The following is a 14,986-nucleotide window of genomic DNA, read 5'->3' as shown; positions in this document are numbered from 1 at the left end:
TAATAACATTAACATCTCGAACAGTGAGTTATTGCGTTATAATATTAGTAAATTCGTCCATGTACGTATACCCTATATGAATTGCTAGGATAAATCATATCCTTTTTTAAAGAGAGTTTCTACACTTGAATAGAACTCAACATTCCGTCAATACTACAAATGACACGGTAATCTTTTCTCTGATTTCCTTACGTGAGCAGTTAACTTTTGTTAGCTGCTCTATTATTGAATAAATTTCTAGAACATGTTAATAATATAGGTACACCAAGGTTGAATACGAATGACCATTATGTACTTCTTATTCACTATGCAGTTAGCTTTTGCTAACTGCTTTTTTATTGCGTTCCAACTCTCGCTTCTTGAAATACTCCTTGACTACCTTTTTCCCAATAAGTACCCATTCTTTATTCACCTTTAAAAAATTTTGAGATCCGCTCTATGCTATAGATACATTCAATTATTGAACTTCCTAATTTAAGTATTAAGTGAATAGAATTCTATTTTATTCCGATACTATGAAAGAATTTAAAAGGTTATTTTAAATTCTTCCCACTCTAGCTCTCTTGGTCGAGAGGTGAGCAGTTAGCTTTTACTAGCTGCTCTTTTTCAGTACTAATCTAAATAGGAGCATATAAAATGAAATTTTTATTGAACATGGTTAAAATTCTTTGCTTCTTAATTGGGACTATCTTTTTAATTGGAATAGTAGGTGTTGGTATTTATATGGACTTTATTCAATAATTCAATTTTTCTTTTTCTCGAATAAATCCCAATATTACGGTAACACTAAGTGCAACCTACTTTTTCCCCAAAGTAGTCCTTTTTGGCAGTGCTTGTGAGAGCAGTTATCTTTTTCTGGCTGCTCTTTTACATTGAAATAATAATGAAATTTTGTTCTTTTTTTCTTGATAAAACATATAAATTTAACCTCAGCAGTTAGCCCCAAAAGTTACCTCCTATCGTATGAGCGCCATTTAAAGGTGCTCTTTTTTATATTCACTACACAAGAAAAGAATATTACGCATACCTTATAGTGAGTGAACTCACATTACTTGTTTTCTCCTGAAAGTTTTGGTCAAAGAGCATCTACAAACGATGCTCTTTTTCATTTTATTTTCTTTCATTTCCGCATAACATTTTCAACCTTGTTCATACTATTTTTGTAACTTAAAGTTACAAACTATTTCTGTAAGCGCAGCGTTTCTTTTATACAACAAGCAGTTAGTTTTATTAACTAGCTGCTTTATTGTGCAAAAGAAAGATCTGCACATGTATTGAGAACATACATAAAATATAATGCAATATTCTTTTTCAATATTAGTTTTGGTCATGGAGCACCTTAAAAAAGCTCTTTATATTTGCAAATAACCATTTCGTTCAAACATGCACACGATTTATATAAATTAAGCATATATTTACATAGACAAGACATAGCTTTTTATTAAACATACACAAATTTTTTGCATGTTTTTATGTAACAAAATAACCATTTTGTTACATTCCTTACAATTTCAAACGAGGCAAGCATATGTTATAGTGTTACGTTTCATCACATTCCTTTTTTTCAAGAGTACATATCGAATATGTACTCTTTTTTTCATTACGATAAAATGAAATTTTTATTGATTTTTCATGTTTAAATATATTTCTTATAGATTATGATACAAAAATTATCGTCTAATAGAATCCCTCTTAAAAGATTCACTTATATAAATGTATTTTTTAAAAGGAATATGTTTCATTACTTGACATTGCATTAACACAACACTTCATTTGTTAATTTTCAAAAAATATCAACTTGGATTACAGTATCGGTTATCGCACTTAGCGTAGAAACCGTTACTTTTAACGAGATACTATCTCCCGCTTGGAATGTTGTTGAAATATTATTAGTTATATTAGAAGTTTGAGCACCAGTTAATGAAACTACAAGAGGTGTATCCACACCATTTTTTCGAATAGTCCAAGTATCAGTATTTGTCCCTCCAGGACCAACTCGAGCACGTATCGATAGTGATTTTACAACAGATTTTTGACTTAATCGGATAAATACTTCTGTATTTGAAACAGCTGCTGTTCCTGGTCTATAAAAACGAGTCCCACCAGTGGGCAGACCTGACGGGTCTGCCCAAATAATAGTAGTAGGCTGTAAAACTGTAGAAAAGCCCAAATTATTAGCGTTAGAATTTATAAGATTCGCTGAACTTAAAATCAATGTTCCAGCTGATTGTGATATATCCGCTGTAGTGCCTTGAATCGACGCTAAACGCAAACTTAATTGCGCTCCTATTCGATTTACTTCTGCCCCAATATAAGATCCTGCTCCAACTGAACTAGTAGTGGTTAAATTAACATCACGGCAATGAAAATTATGTGAATTTGTATTAACCAATATGGCTCTTTTATTCCCTAAACCGGCTGATTTTACTGTTATCGTTGTTGCTCTTACAGTACTTATACTTTCATCTGGAATTCCTGTTCCAAAAGAATGAATTCCATAAACATTTGAAGTTCCACTTGTTGATGCTGTAGAATTATCCACAGTTATAACTGCTGTTCTTAATCTAGAAGTTTGTGATGTTGTTCCAGGAAAAGCAATCCCTGTTAAATCCACATGGATAGAAGAGGTTCCTAATACCGTAATATCTTCTACTCTTGTATTTTCTCCCATTGTGAGTACAGTAGTATTTGATGTTGCATTCTGTTGACGAATTATTACTGTCCATAGACTAATTCCTCGTAATGAATTTCCATTAGGGATAACTACCTTTTCGTCATAAATTCCAGGAAACACAAAAATTGTAATCCCTGTAGCTCCTGTAGTATTAATCGCTGTAATCGCACCATTAATTGTTTTAAAAGGGTTCCCTCCAATAAATGCTGTTGAATCATTTCCCGATTTCATGACCACCGCTGTATTGGTCCTTGATATTAGCAACTCTTGTAAACTCATCTACCGTTATTTCCCCTTTCATCCTTTATTTCGTTTTTGCACATTAATATCTTATGAGCCGGGAAACCAATTAGATGCAAATAAAATTTTCATATTCGTCCTCGGCTAACAGCGTAACAGTTAAATAATTACGAGCTTTCTTTCTACTGGCCACTCTCTTTCTATTAGCTGTTATTTTATAATAGAGGATTGTCTTAGAAAGTACGCTCAAATGTTGAGCGCACTCCTTTAACTCCATTGCTCAACTCCCCCTTTACTCTAAAATAATGTTTTCTATTTAGCTCATTAATCTAGCTACTTTATCATTTATTGAGTACAAAATAGCGTTTTTATAAAAAATTTTTCACCTATTAATTAGACAAGCATATATTATTGTGTAGGGCACTCCAGTCCATACGTTCAAACCTTTTAGGCTAAAAGTACACTTATATGTGTGCTCTTTTTTTATTTACTTTCAAATAAAGTTTTCGTTTTAGTTCTCCCAAGGCGCTCTATTCATTTATTATTGGTTTCGAAAAATACTTTTCACCTTTTAACTGGACAAGCATATGTTATTGTATGGAGAAACTCTCCACTCATAAAAATCTACCTTTCTTGTCCAAGAGCACAATATATATGTGCTCTTTTTTTATGTCTAAATAACGCTTTTCTTCACTTTTTTGATATATTTATGAAACATTCATGTGTTATCTTCAGTACGTTCTATTCTTTTTATAAAATCGTGTGAGATATACCAACACAAGAAGCTCTAGAGCCCTAACTCTAGAGCTTCTTCATTTAAATAAAGATTTTGTTTAAATTTCATTAACCTTATTGATTCCTTTGCATACAGTATTATCACAAGGAATTCCACAGATAGCTCTGGTCCAGTTACCTTGAATTTCTTGCACACCTTGTGGGAAGAATCCGTTTATAACAAACGGGTTCTTTTATTTTTGCTCATACAATAAGAATTTTGTTTTAAATTTGCACCTACCTGAATAGCACGCATACAATATTGTGCGTATTCATATTCAAGATCACTTTTGGTCAAGAGCTCTTTAAAAAGAGCTCTCTATTTTTTGATAAACACAAAATAACTATTTTGTTAAAAACTCTCTTTTTTTATTTTCTTACATTTCAAAATACAAATGTATTAAAATATAAGAACAGTATAATTTAAGGAGATTCAGAAATGTCAGTTGGAGCATAGATTCCCATTTTATTAGTATTTGCTGGGTCAATTTACTTTGTTTGCAAGAAAGCAAAAAGTCATTAATTAAAAGTAAACTGTTAATACATATCAGTTGATTCACTGTTTTTTTTTAAGTACATATACTTATACGGACTATAAAAAATAAACATTATAGTTCTTGGTCCAAGAGAACCATTCGCCCTAATGGTTCTCTTTTCGATTAAAATAACGCTTTTGTTTAAAAATTAACGCTTATTAAGTTCATTTATCAGCTTTATTTCTTTCTTCAATCCTGCGAGCTTCAGTTGCTAATTGCAGGGATTTTGTTCGGAGTTTCCCCGCTCTATCATGATCTCCTTTTAAAGCCGCTTTCTTTGATTTCGTCTCCCAAAGACCTGCTCTATTTAACAGTTTTTCTACTTCTCTGCTCACAGCCTTACCCACCTACTTTCATACAAAATTCAAATTTTGTCTTACTTTACATCTACACGTGTTTGACTTGCTTCTCGACTAAAACCATCAGGATATCTTTTAGCTAATTTTGCAATATTCATTTCAGCAATATCTTGTAACGTATATCCCAGTTCATGCGCCATAATTGATAAATAATAAAGAATATCTCCAAGCTCTAAGGCTAACTTATAAGTGTTTCCGTCTTCTTCTCCTGGACAATGCGATGGTTGAAAACCATGTCCGTGATAAATTGCTTTTTTAACAATATCGGCAACTTCACCAGCTTCGCCTGTAAGTCCTAAAGCTGCATTTGAAACTCGTCCTCCAAAATCAGTTTTGTTATTCCAAGTTCGTAAAGTTGCTTCCTGATAATCATTTAATTCATCAATCGATAAGATACTTGCAATCTGTAAAACTGTAGCTTCATTTATAACTTGATCCTCATTTTTTGCTTCACTCATTAGTTTAGTTGCTTCTAATACACCATTTTCCATAATGTTCACTTTTGATTTCCCCTTCCTATTTAGCAAATTCCTAATCCTATCGGACGATTTTCAATTAAATACTTATCAGCCTGATCTATTACAAGGAGAGCAACCTCCGCTTGATGTCTCCTTAACGCTTTTGCCATCTTCGGCAAACTCATACCTTGACTCCACATTTTACGAAAACGAACTACATCTCTTTCATCCCAAATGAAGTTAGCTTCTTCTAAAGCGATGTATACCTTCAACCGTGATTCCTTCATCACTTCATGATTTCTCGCTACACTCATAAGCGAACCTTCTTTCTTAAAATGATTATTTTATCTTTTCAGTAAACTTAGTATCTACACGATCAACTTTACCGTTTATCCAAACAGCAACTTGCTCACCAAAACCACTCTCCGGTGGATTGAATGCTGTAACATTTCCATCCTTCACTATTAAAAGTTTGTTGCTACTAACATCAATTTCTATTTTTTTCATATGTCCCTCTCCTTTTTACTACCGCATGTACTCGACAACATCAGGTTTAAAACCACTTCCTAAATAAACCCGTACCGGAATTATTTCTTTTTTATCCCTTGCTGCCCTACACAATTCTTCAGCTGTATCCCAATTAAAAAACTTATCTACAGCTCTTTGAAATCTCCATATTGCCATTACATACTGTTCAAAAATATCATAGCGATCATCTTGTTTAGTTGTGCGTGGTAATTCATCCGTACACTTTGCATTCGTTGGAACTTGGACGCGTACGTCAGCGTATGTAGTGCGTCCAGTTCCTCTCTTCACATTTGCCTTCATTGCATCGAACTCACAAATTGCTGGCTCTACATCAAAAATATTTAGTTGCTTAGCCATGCGCCAGCCCACTCTTCTGAATAAAATCCAGTAATTCACTTGCCCCTTCCTTGCTTAAAAACATTCGGCCACCTAGCAACTCTATGTTGGTTTCAGAAACTTCACCCGTTACAAAGCATGACTTTTCATGTTTTCTTAAAACAATGTTTTCACCATCGATAAGAAAATCTAGTGCCGTTCCTTCGACAATCCCTAAAGTTCTGCGTAACTCTACTGGAATTACTACACGACCTAGCTCGTCCACTTTTCTTGCAACGCCTGTGTTTTTCATACCTTACTCTCCTTTAGGATTTTTATATTTATTTAGAATCTCATCCAAACGTTTCTTATTATCTTTAAGATCATCACTTTGAGTTTGGTGTGGCTGCTGTATTGGCTCTTGTTCTTCTTGTTTACGTAACCAATCTGGTACAACTTCCGTTCGTTTGGAATAACCTTTACCAGTACGTTTGTTGTTTTTCTTACTCATTTCAAATCGAGTATCTAAAGCAGCAACATCATTTAATGTTTTTACTTTTTCCTTTTCCCAACTACTTAAAATACTGCGAATATATCTCCACTTTGGCACATTTTCATCAATTGCTTTATTAACAGCGTGAATAACTAATTCATTACCGAATCTATCGCAAAACTCACCTAATTCTTGAATTGCAATTTCACTTAACGGAATCCCCTTGTCAAGTAAAAAGTTGTAACTAGTTTTAAATTCTTGATCAATTAATTTCTGAGATGAAGTAGCATCATCATCATTTATTTTTGTAGTAATATTTGTAGTAATCTCTGTATTTGTCTTACGTTCTAGTGTAAGAGACTCTTCCATTTTATCGTAGGAGGGTATTACTTTAGAATGTAAGACACTCTTGCTTTCTAAAGTAATAGGACTATTACTTTTCAGTGTAGGAGGGTTAGCATTTCCCCAATACATAATAGATATTTTCTGAATCATTTCAGGTACAGGTTCAACATACATAACGTTATTACACCTAGTTCCGTTAACAAGAATCGTCCTAAATTCAATTTTTATAAGTCCACGTTCTTTCAGAAAGTCACATGCTTCTTTTACTTGTCTTTTTGTAAATCCAAATGAATCTGCTAATTGTTGATAACTCTTTTGAAGCGTGTCTGCCTTAAACTTTTGTTTATATTGAACTTGACTAGATTCTTCACTTCTTACTTCAGTAGGTTTATACCAATAAACAATTTCTCCTAAGATAGTAATTGCAACAATATTAGGTTTACCATTACCTAATGTAAGTGTTTTAAACCATCCATGATCTATAACATTTCCACGAAAATTTATTTGCCCTATTTGTAATACCTTGTTGTTCATAGCTTTCACTCCTTTCAATAAAACCAATGTGCTATTTTCCTACTTTCCGTGGTATACTTATAACAACTTGTTTTTTGAAAAGGACCCACTGCCATGGGTCTTTTTACTTTGCTTCACATCACTCCAAGCCCATTGTTTTATTGGCTCATAAGTTATGTAAAATAAAAATGAACCACATGCAATTAATATCGCTAATATAGCTAATGATGTTGTATCTTCCACTAAATCACCTCCTTTTGTGCTTCAAGCCAGGCTTCTAAATCCTTTTGTAAAAAAAGTAGTTTACGCCCTTCTCTTATTACTGGAAACTTAGGATGATTTGCTAATTCATACATTCTACAAACTGCTATGTTTAAGAAAGCTGCTGCTTCCTTCACTCGCATTACCTTGTTTGGTTGTGATTGTTGTTGGAATGACGCTAAAGCTGCTTGAATTTCTTCGCGAACAACTTCGCGGATTGACTCTTTAATGATTTGATCTAATCCCATTTTGTTTTGCTCCTTTCTTATTTACTTAACTAACCATAACTTAACTTAACTTTAAGTTAAGTTAAGGACAAAAAATTTTAATTGCATCTAGCTTCACTTTAAAAAACTCAGCAATTTTCACAATTAAATCATAATAAGGTCGACGCTTCCCGTTTTCTATATACCAATAATAAACTTCAGTAATACCCACGGCTTCAGCTACTTCCCTACATGTATACCCCTGCTCTACACGTAGCTGCTTTAGAGTTTTCATAAACAACTCCTCTCTTCCGTTTTTGTTGTTAATTACATAATAACTTAACCTTAGGTTAAGTTCAAGTGTTTCCCAAATCTTTTTCCAAAAAAATTACCTTTCCACTTAACTGATAGTTAATATATAATGACAGTGTGACACCATAATAGTAATTAAGAAACAATAATTTCATATAAAATAAACTTGGGGTGTTTTTTATTATGTTTAGTCATAAGAGGTTGAAATCATTAATTGAAAAGAAGAGCATTACCCAACAACAGTTAGCTGATGCAATTGGTGTTAGTCATGTTTCTGTTTATAATTATGTCGAGGGGAAAAAAGCACCCGGTACACGTACACTTCAGAAGATAGCAAATTATTTAAAAGTAACAACGGATTATTTGTTAGATTTATCTGATTCACCAGATTTAACAGCCGGCGAGGATATACAGTTAACAAAAGAAGCACACGAAATTCTTCAGATCATTAATGACTTACCTGAAGAACAACGAAAAAAAGCATTAGAACAATTAGAGATGTTTGTGAACTACGAGAAATCTAAAGAAAATATGTAGTGTAAAAAGACTATCCAAAAGTTAGATAGTCTTTTTTACATAACTTTTTCTTTTTTTGGTTCACTCAAACAGATAGAAAATAATTTCTCTTTCGGATTATCCTCTTCTTTTAAAAGTAATAAAGCTCGTTTAATTAGATTAACTTCCCCTTCTTTGCTCTTCATCTTCTACGATCCCCCTCTTTGTATTTTTGTATTTTTTTTACAAAAATTTCTTTTTTCTTCTTTTAGCAAAAAAAGAAATTTCTCCTAAAACTACAAATGACACCGTCAATTAAGACGATGCCATTTGTAATATATATAAACCTTTATTATGTATTTTACCAACCGCCACCAGGGTCAACCATCATGTGTTGGACTGTAGGTTTTAAATCATTTGTACTAGGTTTTTCTTTAATAGAATCAGTGTTAATGAATAATGTAGCAGCTATTAATAGTGCAGGAAGGATTGTAATTATTTTTTTCATTATTTCACCTCTTTCCAAAGACAATTATACCAATTATTCAAATTAAACCCAAGTGTATTTTTGGTAAATTCGAATAAAATATATTACCTGATTTTTGACACATCAAAAGAGATCGTTTCATTAACTCTTCTTTTTTAGTACCTTCATATGTTAAACCTAAATATGCAGTCTGTATGTCTGTTAATCTTCCATTCTTCTCTTTTAATTGATCCAAAAGTTTTCTCGCTTCCATCTTCTTACCTTGTTTAATCCTTAAATATGCTAGTTCACCTGAATGAACAACATCTAAGCTACTAATTTCTTTATCATGATGAATCTTTAGAAATGATAATGTATGTTGTACCATTTTTCTTTTTCTCTCAATTCCGTTAGTCTTACTATCCCCTATCACTTCTAAGGTCTTTTCCAAATAATATTTCGCCCTTTCATATTCATTCGCTGAAAAAATATACGATTCTCCTAACTTTAAATATGCATTTACTTTTGGAAAAGAAAAAAAGTTATCCCATTCAAGATCATCTAATAGTTCCTTACTAACATGCCTTGCTTCAATGACTTCACCACCCTGCAACGAAGTAACGGCAATGGCCTCTTTATATCGTAATTTATAACATTCTTGAATGTACCTATTACTTATTGTATTTATTTTTATTTCAAGAGATTTTAACCGCTCATTTAAAGAAGTAAAGTTACCCGATTGATATTGCGCTTGGCATAATAAAATTTCAATTAACACCTCCATCTCTGAAGTTTTTATTGATTTACTTTCCAAGCTTAATGCCTTATGATACTGTGTAGCATCAATTTCACCTATATATCGTCTATATATAATTCGATACACATTAGCGAATTCTCTATTTTCTGCTACCTTTGATTGTGATTCACTATTTATAATATTAATTAATAGATTAAACTTTCCTCTTAAAGCTAAATCCTCCATTGCCTCACGTAAGTTTTCTGATTTCGGTTTCGTTATATGTATATAATCTGTTAATAATTTTTCTTGAACCTGTATGCCTTTGTTTAATAGGATGATGGTCTTGGAAAGAAAACCAAAACTCATGTCTGTGTTACCTTTAAAAATTTTTGTAACAGTACTAGGCTTAACTCCCCAATAATCTGCTAGTTTATTTTTCCTTATTCCAGCTGCACATAACTCTTTTTCAATTTGATTTAGAGCTTTCCACATGTTTTGTCCCCCCTTATTGGAACAAGACACACTTCCCTATCATGAAAACGCACCTCAATGATGAATTACATCTAAAAGTTGTGTTATACTAGCCGTATATGTTACGTATAGTCGTAACTGAAAGGCTCATGGCAAATGTTTTCCCTACTACAATTAGGGCAAACGGTGTAAAAGTGTTCCCAGCACAATTACACACGCTATGGGTCTTTTTCGTTCCATCAAATTATATTATTAAGAATATTCTATCACAAATAACCCAAACAGCTATTCTCTCATATTCTGAAAAAACTTGAGAAAGTTAAATATAGTTATAAACACCTAGTTTTTTACCCTTTCAAATAAATTATGCAATATTGCATTTGATAATCCTTTTCGTTGTAACCACACTAATTATATTTTTCTTTTAACTCAAACTTTATATGTAGAGGATTGCCTAGTTTTACATGTATATCCCATAATTTAAAAATAAGAAAAGCCACTCACCTAAGTGGCTTTTCTTATTCTTAATAAACAATATTAATTTAAATTCATCATTTTCTTCACGCTATTTTTAAAATGAATATAATTATGATTTTCTGCTAAACGGCCTTTTACTCCAATCTGCAGATACATTATTTAACAAGAAAAGTGTATTTGGAACTGGTGATGGAAACCTCGCAGCTTGAAAATTTGTAAGAAGCGGAGATGCAATAACGCCATCTATGGTACTACCGGCTTGGACTTGCACCATATCCCCTGCATTCAATTGTACAATGGTAGAAACTGTTACCGCATTTAAAAGCCCAGTATTTCCACCAAAAAAGCTATCATCTCCTGCTATTAAAGCACTGTTAACTGTTATAAACACTTCCGTTACATAATTTAGAGTATCATCAGTAGGACTAAAAATTATAGTAGTAATAATTAAATATACTCCATCTTGTTGCGGTATAAATGTTGATACACCATCATATTCACCATTTAAATCGAATTGTGTAGTTTCAAATGTTACTATAGACAGTGTATTAGCAGTAACGGACTGATCAGTAGATTTGAAAGCTCTGAATGCAGATTCAAATCCCGTTGGACCTGTCGGGCCTGTTATTCCGGTTACTCCCGTTGGACCTGTTGAGCCTGTTATTCCAGTTGCTCCCGTTGGACCTGTTGGGCCTGTTATTCCAGTTGCTCCCGTTGGACCTGTTGGGCCTGTTATTCCAGTTGCTCCCGTTGGACCTGTTGGGCCTGTTATTCCAGTTGCTCCCGTTGGACCTATTGGACCTGTTATTCCAGTTGCTCCCGTTGGACCTATTGGACCTCCTGAAGGACCTGTTGGACCTGTTGGACCTGCCGGGCCTCCTGAAGGACCTGTTACTCCTGTTACTCCCGTTGGACCTGTCGGGCCTGTTATTCCGGTTACTCCCGTTGGACCTGTTGAGCCTGTTATTCCAGTTGCTCCCGTTGGACCTGTCGGACCTGTTGCTCCACTTGTTCCCATTGGACCTGTTGAGCCTGTTATTCCAGTTGCTCCCGTTGGACCTGTCGGACCTGTTGCTCCACTTGTTCCCATTGGACCTGTTGGACCTGTTGCTCCACTTGCTCCCGTTGGACCTGTTGGACCTGTTGCTCCACTTGCTCCCGTTGGACCTGTTGGACCTGTTGCTCCACTTGCTCCCGTTGGACCTGTTGGACCTGTTGCTCCACTTGCTCCCGTTGGTAGAGTAAATGAGGAAATCGGTGGCAATGTCGGTCCTATTAAACTCGAATCCATTGAACTAGCAGATAGATTTTTAGAGTTTAATCCTTCCCATTTCTTTTTCCTCTCCATATATCTCACTCCAAATAAAAATCATTTCTCAATTAAGAAAATATTAATTGTACAAAATATGATATATATAAGATGTACTATTCCAAATAAAATATTCTAAATGAAAATATTTCCTTAAATATACAAAATTCTTTTATAAAATTAATTTTTGTAAAAAACAACAAATATATTAAATAATCAATTCTGTTCATATATGGTAAAATATATCCATCGCTGATATGTCCAAACATGTAATTTTCATAGCAGCAAAATTACAACTAGACTTATACAACATGATTCAAAACAAATGAAGGAGTGTTTTAAGTGAAAGGGCATATTCGAAAAAGAGGAAATAAATACTGTATCGTTATTGATATCGGTCCTGATCCAGAGACAGGAAAAAGAAGACAGAAGTGGTTTTCTGGATATAAGACAAAAAAAGAAGCACAGGCTGATGTGGCAAAGAAGATTACCGAGTTGAATGAAGGAACTTTTATAGAACCATCTAAAGTTACGTTAAAAGATTATCTAAATCATTGGCTAGAAATTAAAAGTATGAGCATAGAAAAGAGTACCTTTGCTGGCTATAAGGCATTTATCAACCAACATGTTATACCTAGTATAGGAATGGTTGCGCTCCATAAACTAAATGTTATACACATTCAAAAATGTTATAAGACTGCGATAGATAAAGGGATTGCAAACAATTCTATTCTGCTTATGCATAGAATTTTAAAGAGCGCTTTAAACCTAGCCGTAAAACAAAATATTATTTCTCGAAATCCAGCAGATTTTGCTGAGATACCTAAAAAAGAAAAAACCCCTATCCAGACTTGGACAGAGGAAGAAGTAAAAAAGTTTTTAGCTCATTCACAAGAATCACGATATCACATTGGGTATCTACTTGCAATAACTACAGGTATGCGTTTAGGAGAAGTTCTAGGTTTACGATGGCAGGACATTGATTTTGAAAAACATACTGTTACAATAAATCAAACATCTGGTCATGACAATAAAATCAAAAAAACTGCAAAAACAAATTCATCAAAACGCACAATTCCTGTACCTAATGAAACAATAGCAGCCTTAAAAAAACATAAAATTTTAATCAATAAAGAGAAATTAAGGTTTGGTTCTGCTTATCTAGATCAAGATTTAATAAATTGTAATGAGTTTGGAAGAATAATAAAAAGAGCACATTTCAGAAAAAGTTTCATTAGGATGACACACAAAGTAGGTATAAAAGAAATTAAATTCCATGATTTAAGACATACACACGCAACTCTACTATTGAAACAAGGAGTTAACCCTAAAATCATCAGTGAGCGATTAGGTCATACAGATATTTCAATGACATTAAGTGTCTATTCACATGTTTTACCGAATATGCAGGAAGAAGCAGTTAAAAACTTCGGTAAAAGTATCTTTGGATAACCTATGTTTGCAAAATGTTTGCATTTTATCAAAAAAAGTCAAACAAACGTTGTCATATCAAAGTTTGTTTGACCTATCATCTTATATTCTTGATAAAATCTCCGAATCCCTATTGAAATATTTAATAATGGAGCGTTCTCACCACCGCGGGTTATGCATTCGAATCGATATACATAGGAGAAAAAATCTTGTGTTTTTTCATCTTTTATCGGCCCTGACATCGCCTCACAAATATTTTGTGATCTAAGAGGGGAAAAATAGATTTCTTCTTCATTTGTATTTTTTAAATATATAGGACGCTCACAAAAAATATGTGAGATTAAAGCGGGCACCCACTTAGAATACGTTTCATTATCTTGTAGTACTGGCAAATTAGAAATCAAATCGGATTGCCATTCATATTTTGGTGGTTCTACTAATCTATTTGGTTTCCAATCATGAATAATCTCATACCAACTTTGAAAAATATAATCGAGCTGCTCTTGTCTAATAGGTTCTTTCGATACAATCCATGGTGTATTTTCATTTAATACGTACGGGTTATGCTGAATAAACAATATATCCGAAAACATATCATACAATCTTTCATTCAAACGTTTCAACTTACTCGTTAATAAAAATGTCTTATAATGTATCTCTACGATGTCCAGCCATTCAATAGGAAAGTATATAAATGATACCTTTTCATTTAAAAGGGGTTCTACTATATTTTCAAATGTTAGCAGCCTTAATTTTTTCATAAAATGATTGCTTCCTTTCTTCAGTTGTCTTGATTATCAAAAAGCTAGAACAATAGTTACTTAATCTAATCCATTTAAACCAAGTATTTAAAAGAAACGTAAAAACTGTTTATCTACATAAATTATTATCAAACCGACTCTTTTAAAAATTCAAAGTAATTATCATGTATAACACCTCTACTATATTTGAATTTCGATACATTCAAATTATACATTATAATTAATGCATTGTACTTATCATTTACAATATCTTTACAAAAAAACCAAAAAAGAACACCTTAATTCGGTGCCCTTTTTACAAATATCAACCTTTATGTAATTGAACATATAGATAACAGTAATCCCCCAAATGAAATTGCTCCTAGTAAACCTACTACAACTCCTGTTAAACAAATACAATCAGCAAGACAAATAGAAGACTGTGATAATGGAACAAATGACCTACTTGTACTCGAACCATATTGTTTTATTTTCTCATAATTCACATCTAACATTAGATGTAAACATGTTACACCATCCTCAATAGTATGTAGAGGTTCTTTTTCTAATCGCTCCAATAATTTACTATCAAAAGCAACTGATAGAGGATACTGCTTATCTAATTTCATATTTTGATAAATTAGTTGCAAACGAGATAATATATTGTTTTTCTTCTTTTCAGATGTTACTGTACATTTCATTTTATTAAATTCATTTAATAACAGTGTCAATTCATCTCTTTTTCCGTATAAATCTTTAGCTATTTTTCTCTTTAGTTTATACGAATGGATAATAGATTTTAGTTCAATCATATTCATACACTTCCTAATTACATATTATTTAC

19 protein-coding genes are annotated in these 14,986 nt (G+C 33.0%); 2 read left to right on the top strand and 17 right to left on the bottom strand.

The window, feature by feature from the left end; translation table 11 throughout:
• Positions 1-1,783 precede the first annotated feature (1,783 nt).
• From M1D73_RS12910 to M1D73_RS12860, 11 genes are all read right to left on the bottom strand, one after another.
• Positions 1,784-2,953 (bottom strand): pectinesterase, encoded by a 1,170-nt coding sequence (locus M1D73_RS12910; protein ID WP_440046375.1) that lies wholly within the window; start codon positions 2,951-2,953, stop codon positions 1,784-1,786.
• A 1,435-nt stretch (positions 2,954-4,388) separates the two neighbouring features.
• Positions 4,389-4,559 carry a hypothetical protein gene (locus M1D73_RS12905; protein ID WP_179880369.1) on the bottom strand — a complete coding sequence of 57 codons (171 nt, stop codon included), beginning with the start codon at positions 4,557-4,559 and terminating at the stop codon, positions 4,389-4,391.
• A gap of 41 nt (positions 4,560-4,600) precedes the next feature.
• Positions 4,601-5,083: a nucleoside triphosphate pyrophosphohydrolase family protein gene (locus M1D73_RS12900; RefSeq protein WP_139020029.1), complete on the bottom strand. Its 483-nt coding sequence runs from the start codon at positions 5,081-5,083 to the stop codon at positions 4,601-4,603.
• A 20-nt stretch (positions 5,084-5,103) separates the two neighbouring features.
• A complete protein-coding gene (locus M1D73_RS12895; RefSeq protein ID WP_139020008.1) occupies positions 5,104-5,355 on the bottom strand; it encodes a helix-turn-helix domain containing protein in 252 nt (83 codons plus the stop codon).
• Between the two features lie 25 nt (positions 5,356-5,380).
• Complete coding sequence (locus tag M1D73_RS12890; protein WP_000717821.1) at positions 5,381-5,548, bottom strand: DUF3954 domain-containing protein; 168 nt, start codon at positions 5,546-5,548, stop codon at positions 5,381-5,383.
• 18 nt (positions 5,549-5,566) lie between these two features.
• A complete protein-coding gene (locus tag M1D73_RS12885; RefSeq protein ID WP_481158030.1) occupies positions 5,567-5,926 on the bottom strand; it encodes a cell division protein SepF in 360 nt (119 codons plus the stop codon).
• Positions 5,919-6,197 carry an AbrB/MazE/SpoVT family DNA-binding domain-containing protein gene (locus M1D73_RS12880; protein WP_481158029.1) on the bottom strand — a complete coding sequence of 93 codons (279 nt, stop codon included), beginning with the start codon at positions 6,195-6,197 and terminating at the stop codon, positions 5,919-5,921. The genes M1D73_RS12885 and M1D73_RS12880 overlap by 8 nt, the downstream gene beginning before the upstream one ends.
• 3 nt (positions 6,198-6,200) lie before the next feature.
• The gene (locus M1D73_RS12875) at positions 6,201-7,256 is read right to left on the bottom strand and encodes a DnaD domain-containing protein (protein ID WP_440046382.1); all 1,056 of its coding nucleotides are present in this window, start codon (positions 7,254-7,256) and stop codon (positions 6,201-6,203) included.
• A gap of 57 nt (positions 7,257-7,313) precedes the next feature.
• The gene (locus M1D73_RS12870) at positions 7,314-7,478 is read right to left on the bottom strand and encodes a hypothetical protein (RefSeq protein ID WP_000390285.1); all 165 of its coding nucleotides are present in this window, start codon (positions 7,476-7,478) and stop codon (positions 7,314-7,316) included.
• Positions 7,478-7,744 carry a helix-turn-helix domain-containing protein gene (locus tag M1D73_RS12865; protein WP_000522028.1) on the bottom strand — a complete coding sequence of 89 codons (267 nt, stop codon included), beginning with the start codon at positions 7,742-7,744 and terminating at the stop codon, positions 7,478-7,480. The genes M1D73_RS12870 and M1D73_RS12865 overlap by 1 nt, the downstream gene beginning before the upstream one ends.
• Positions 7,745-7,805: 61 nt before the next feature.
• Positions 7,806-7,997 (bottom strand): helix-turn-helix domain-containing protein, encoded by a 192-nt coding sequence (locus tag M1D73_RS12860; protein WP_000854271.1) that lies wholly within the window; start codon positions 7,995-7,997, stop codon positions 7,806-7,808.
• Between the two features lie 200 nt (positions 7,998-8,197).
• On the opposite strand from M1D73_RS12860, the gene M1D73_RS12855 reads away from it, so the two are divergent.
• Positions 8,198-8,551, top strand: a complete 354-nt coding sequence (locus M1D73_RS12855) for a helix-turn-helix domain-containing protein (RefSeq protein WP_440046384.1) — start codon at positions 8,198-8,200, stop codon at positions 8,549-8,551.
• A gap of 35 nt (positions 8,552-8,586) precedes the next feature.
• Here M1D73_RS12855 and M1D73_RS12850 read toward each other — a convergent pair whose 3' ends face one another.
• The 4 genes from M1D73_RS12850 to M1D73_RS12835 all read right to left on the bottom strand — a co-directional run bounded on the left by M1D73_RS12850 (position 8,587) and on the right by M1D73_RS12835 (position 12,010).
• Positions 8,587-8,715, bottom strand: a complete 129-nt coding sequence (locus M1D73_RS12850; RefSeq protein ID WP_000836786.1) for a hypothetical protein — start codon at positions 8,713-8,715, stop codon at positions 8,587-8,589.
• 155 nt (positions 8,716-8,870) lie between these two features.
• Positions 8,871-9,017: a hypothetical protein gene (locus tag M1D73_RS12845; RefSeq protein WP_000720927.1), complete on the bottom strand. Its 147-nt coding sequence runs from the start codon at positions 9,015-9,017 to the stop codon at positions 8,871-8,873.
• Between the two features lie 37 nt (positions 9,018-9,054).
• Positions 9,055-10,206 (bottom strand): AimR family lysis-lysogeny pheromone receptor, encoded by a 1,152-nt coding sequence (locus tag M1D73_RS12840; protein ID WP_139020005.1) that lies wholly within the window; start codon positions 10,204-10,206, stop codon positions 9,055-9,057.
• Positions 10,207-10,771: 565 nt separating this feature from the next.
• Positions 10,772-12,010 (bottom strand): exosporium leader peptide-containing protein, encoded by a 1,239-nt coding sequence (locus tag M1D73_RS12835; protein ID WP_481158028.1) that lies wholly within the window; start codon positions 12,008-12,010, stop codon positions 10,772-10,774.
• 303 nt (positions 12,011-12,313) lie between these two features.
• On the opposite strand from M1D73_RS12835, the gene M1D73_RS12830 reads away from it, so the two are divergent.
• Positions 12,314-13,423 (top strand): site-specific integrase, encoded by a 1,110-nt coding sequence (locus M1D73_RS12830; protein ID WP_000675852.1) that lies wholly within the window; start codon positions 12,314-12,316, stop codon positions 13,421-13,423.
• A gap of 38 nt (positions 13,424-13,461) precedes the next feature.
• Here the strand turns inward: M1D73_RS12830 and M1D73_RS12825 are convergent, their stop codons facing one another.
• Positions 13,462-14,163, bottom strand: coding sequence for a pPIWI_RE module domain-containing protein (locus tag M1D73_RS12825; protein WP_440046388.1), 702 nt, complete (start codon positions 14,161-14,163; stop codon positions 13,462-13,464).
• Between the two features lie 311 nt (positions 14,164-14,474).
• On the bottom strand, positions 14,475-14,960 hold the full coding sequence (locus M1D73_RS12820; RefSeq protein ID WP_002041181.1) for a hypothetical protein: 486 nt from the start codon (positions 14,958-14,960) through the stop codon (positions 14,475-14,477).
• Between the last annotated feature and the right edge of the window lie 26 nt (positions 14,961-14,986).

The sequence above is a fragment of the Bacillus sp. PK3-067 genome (genome assembly GCF_056738645.1).
Note: the sequence above shows the minus strand (reverse complement) of the source record. Positions and strands in the feature narration are given on the sequence as shown.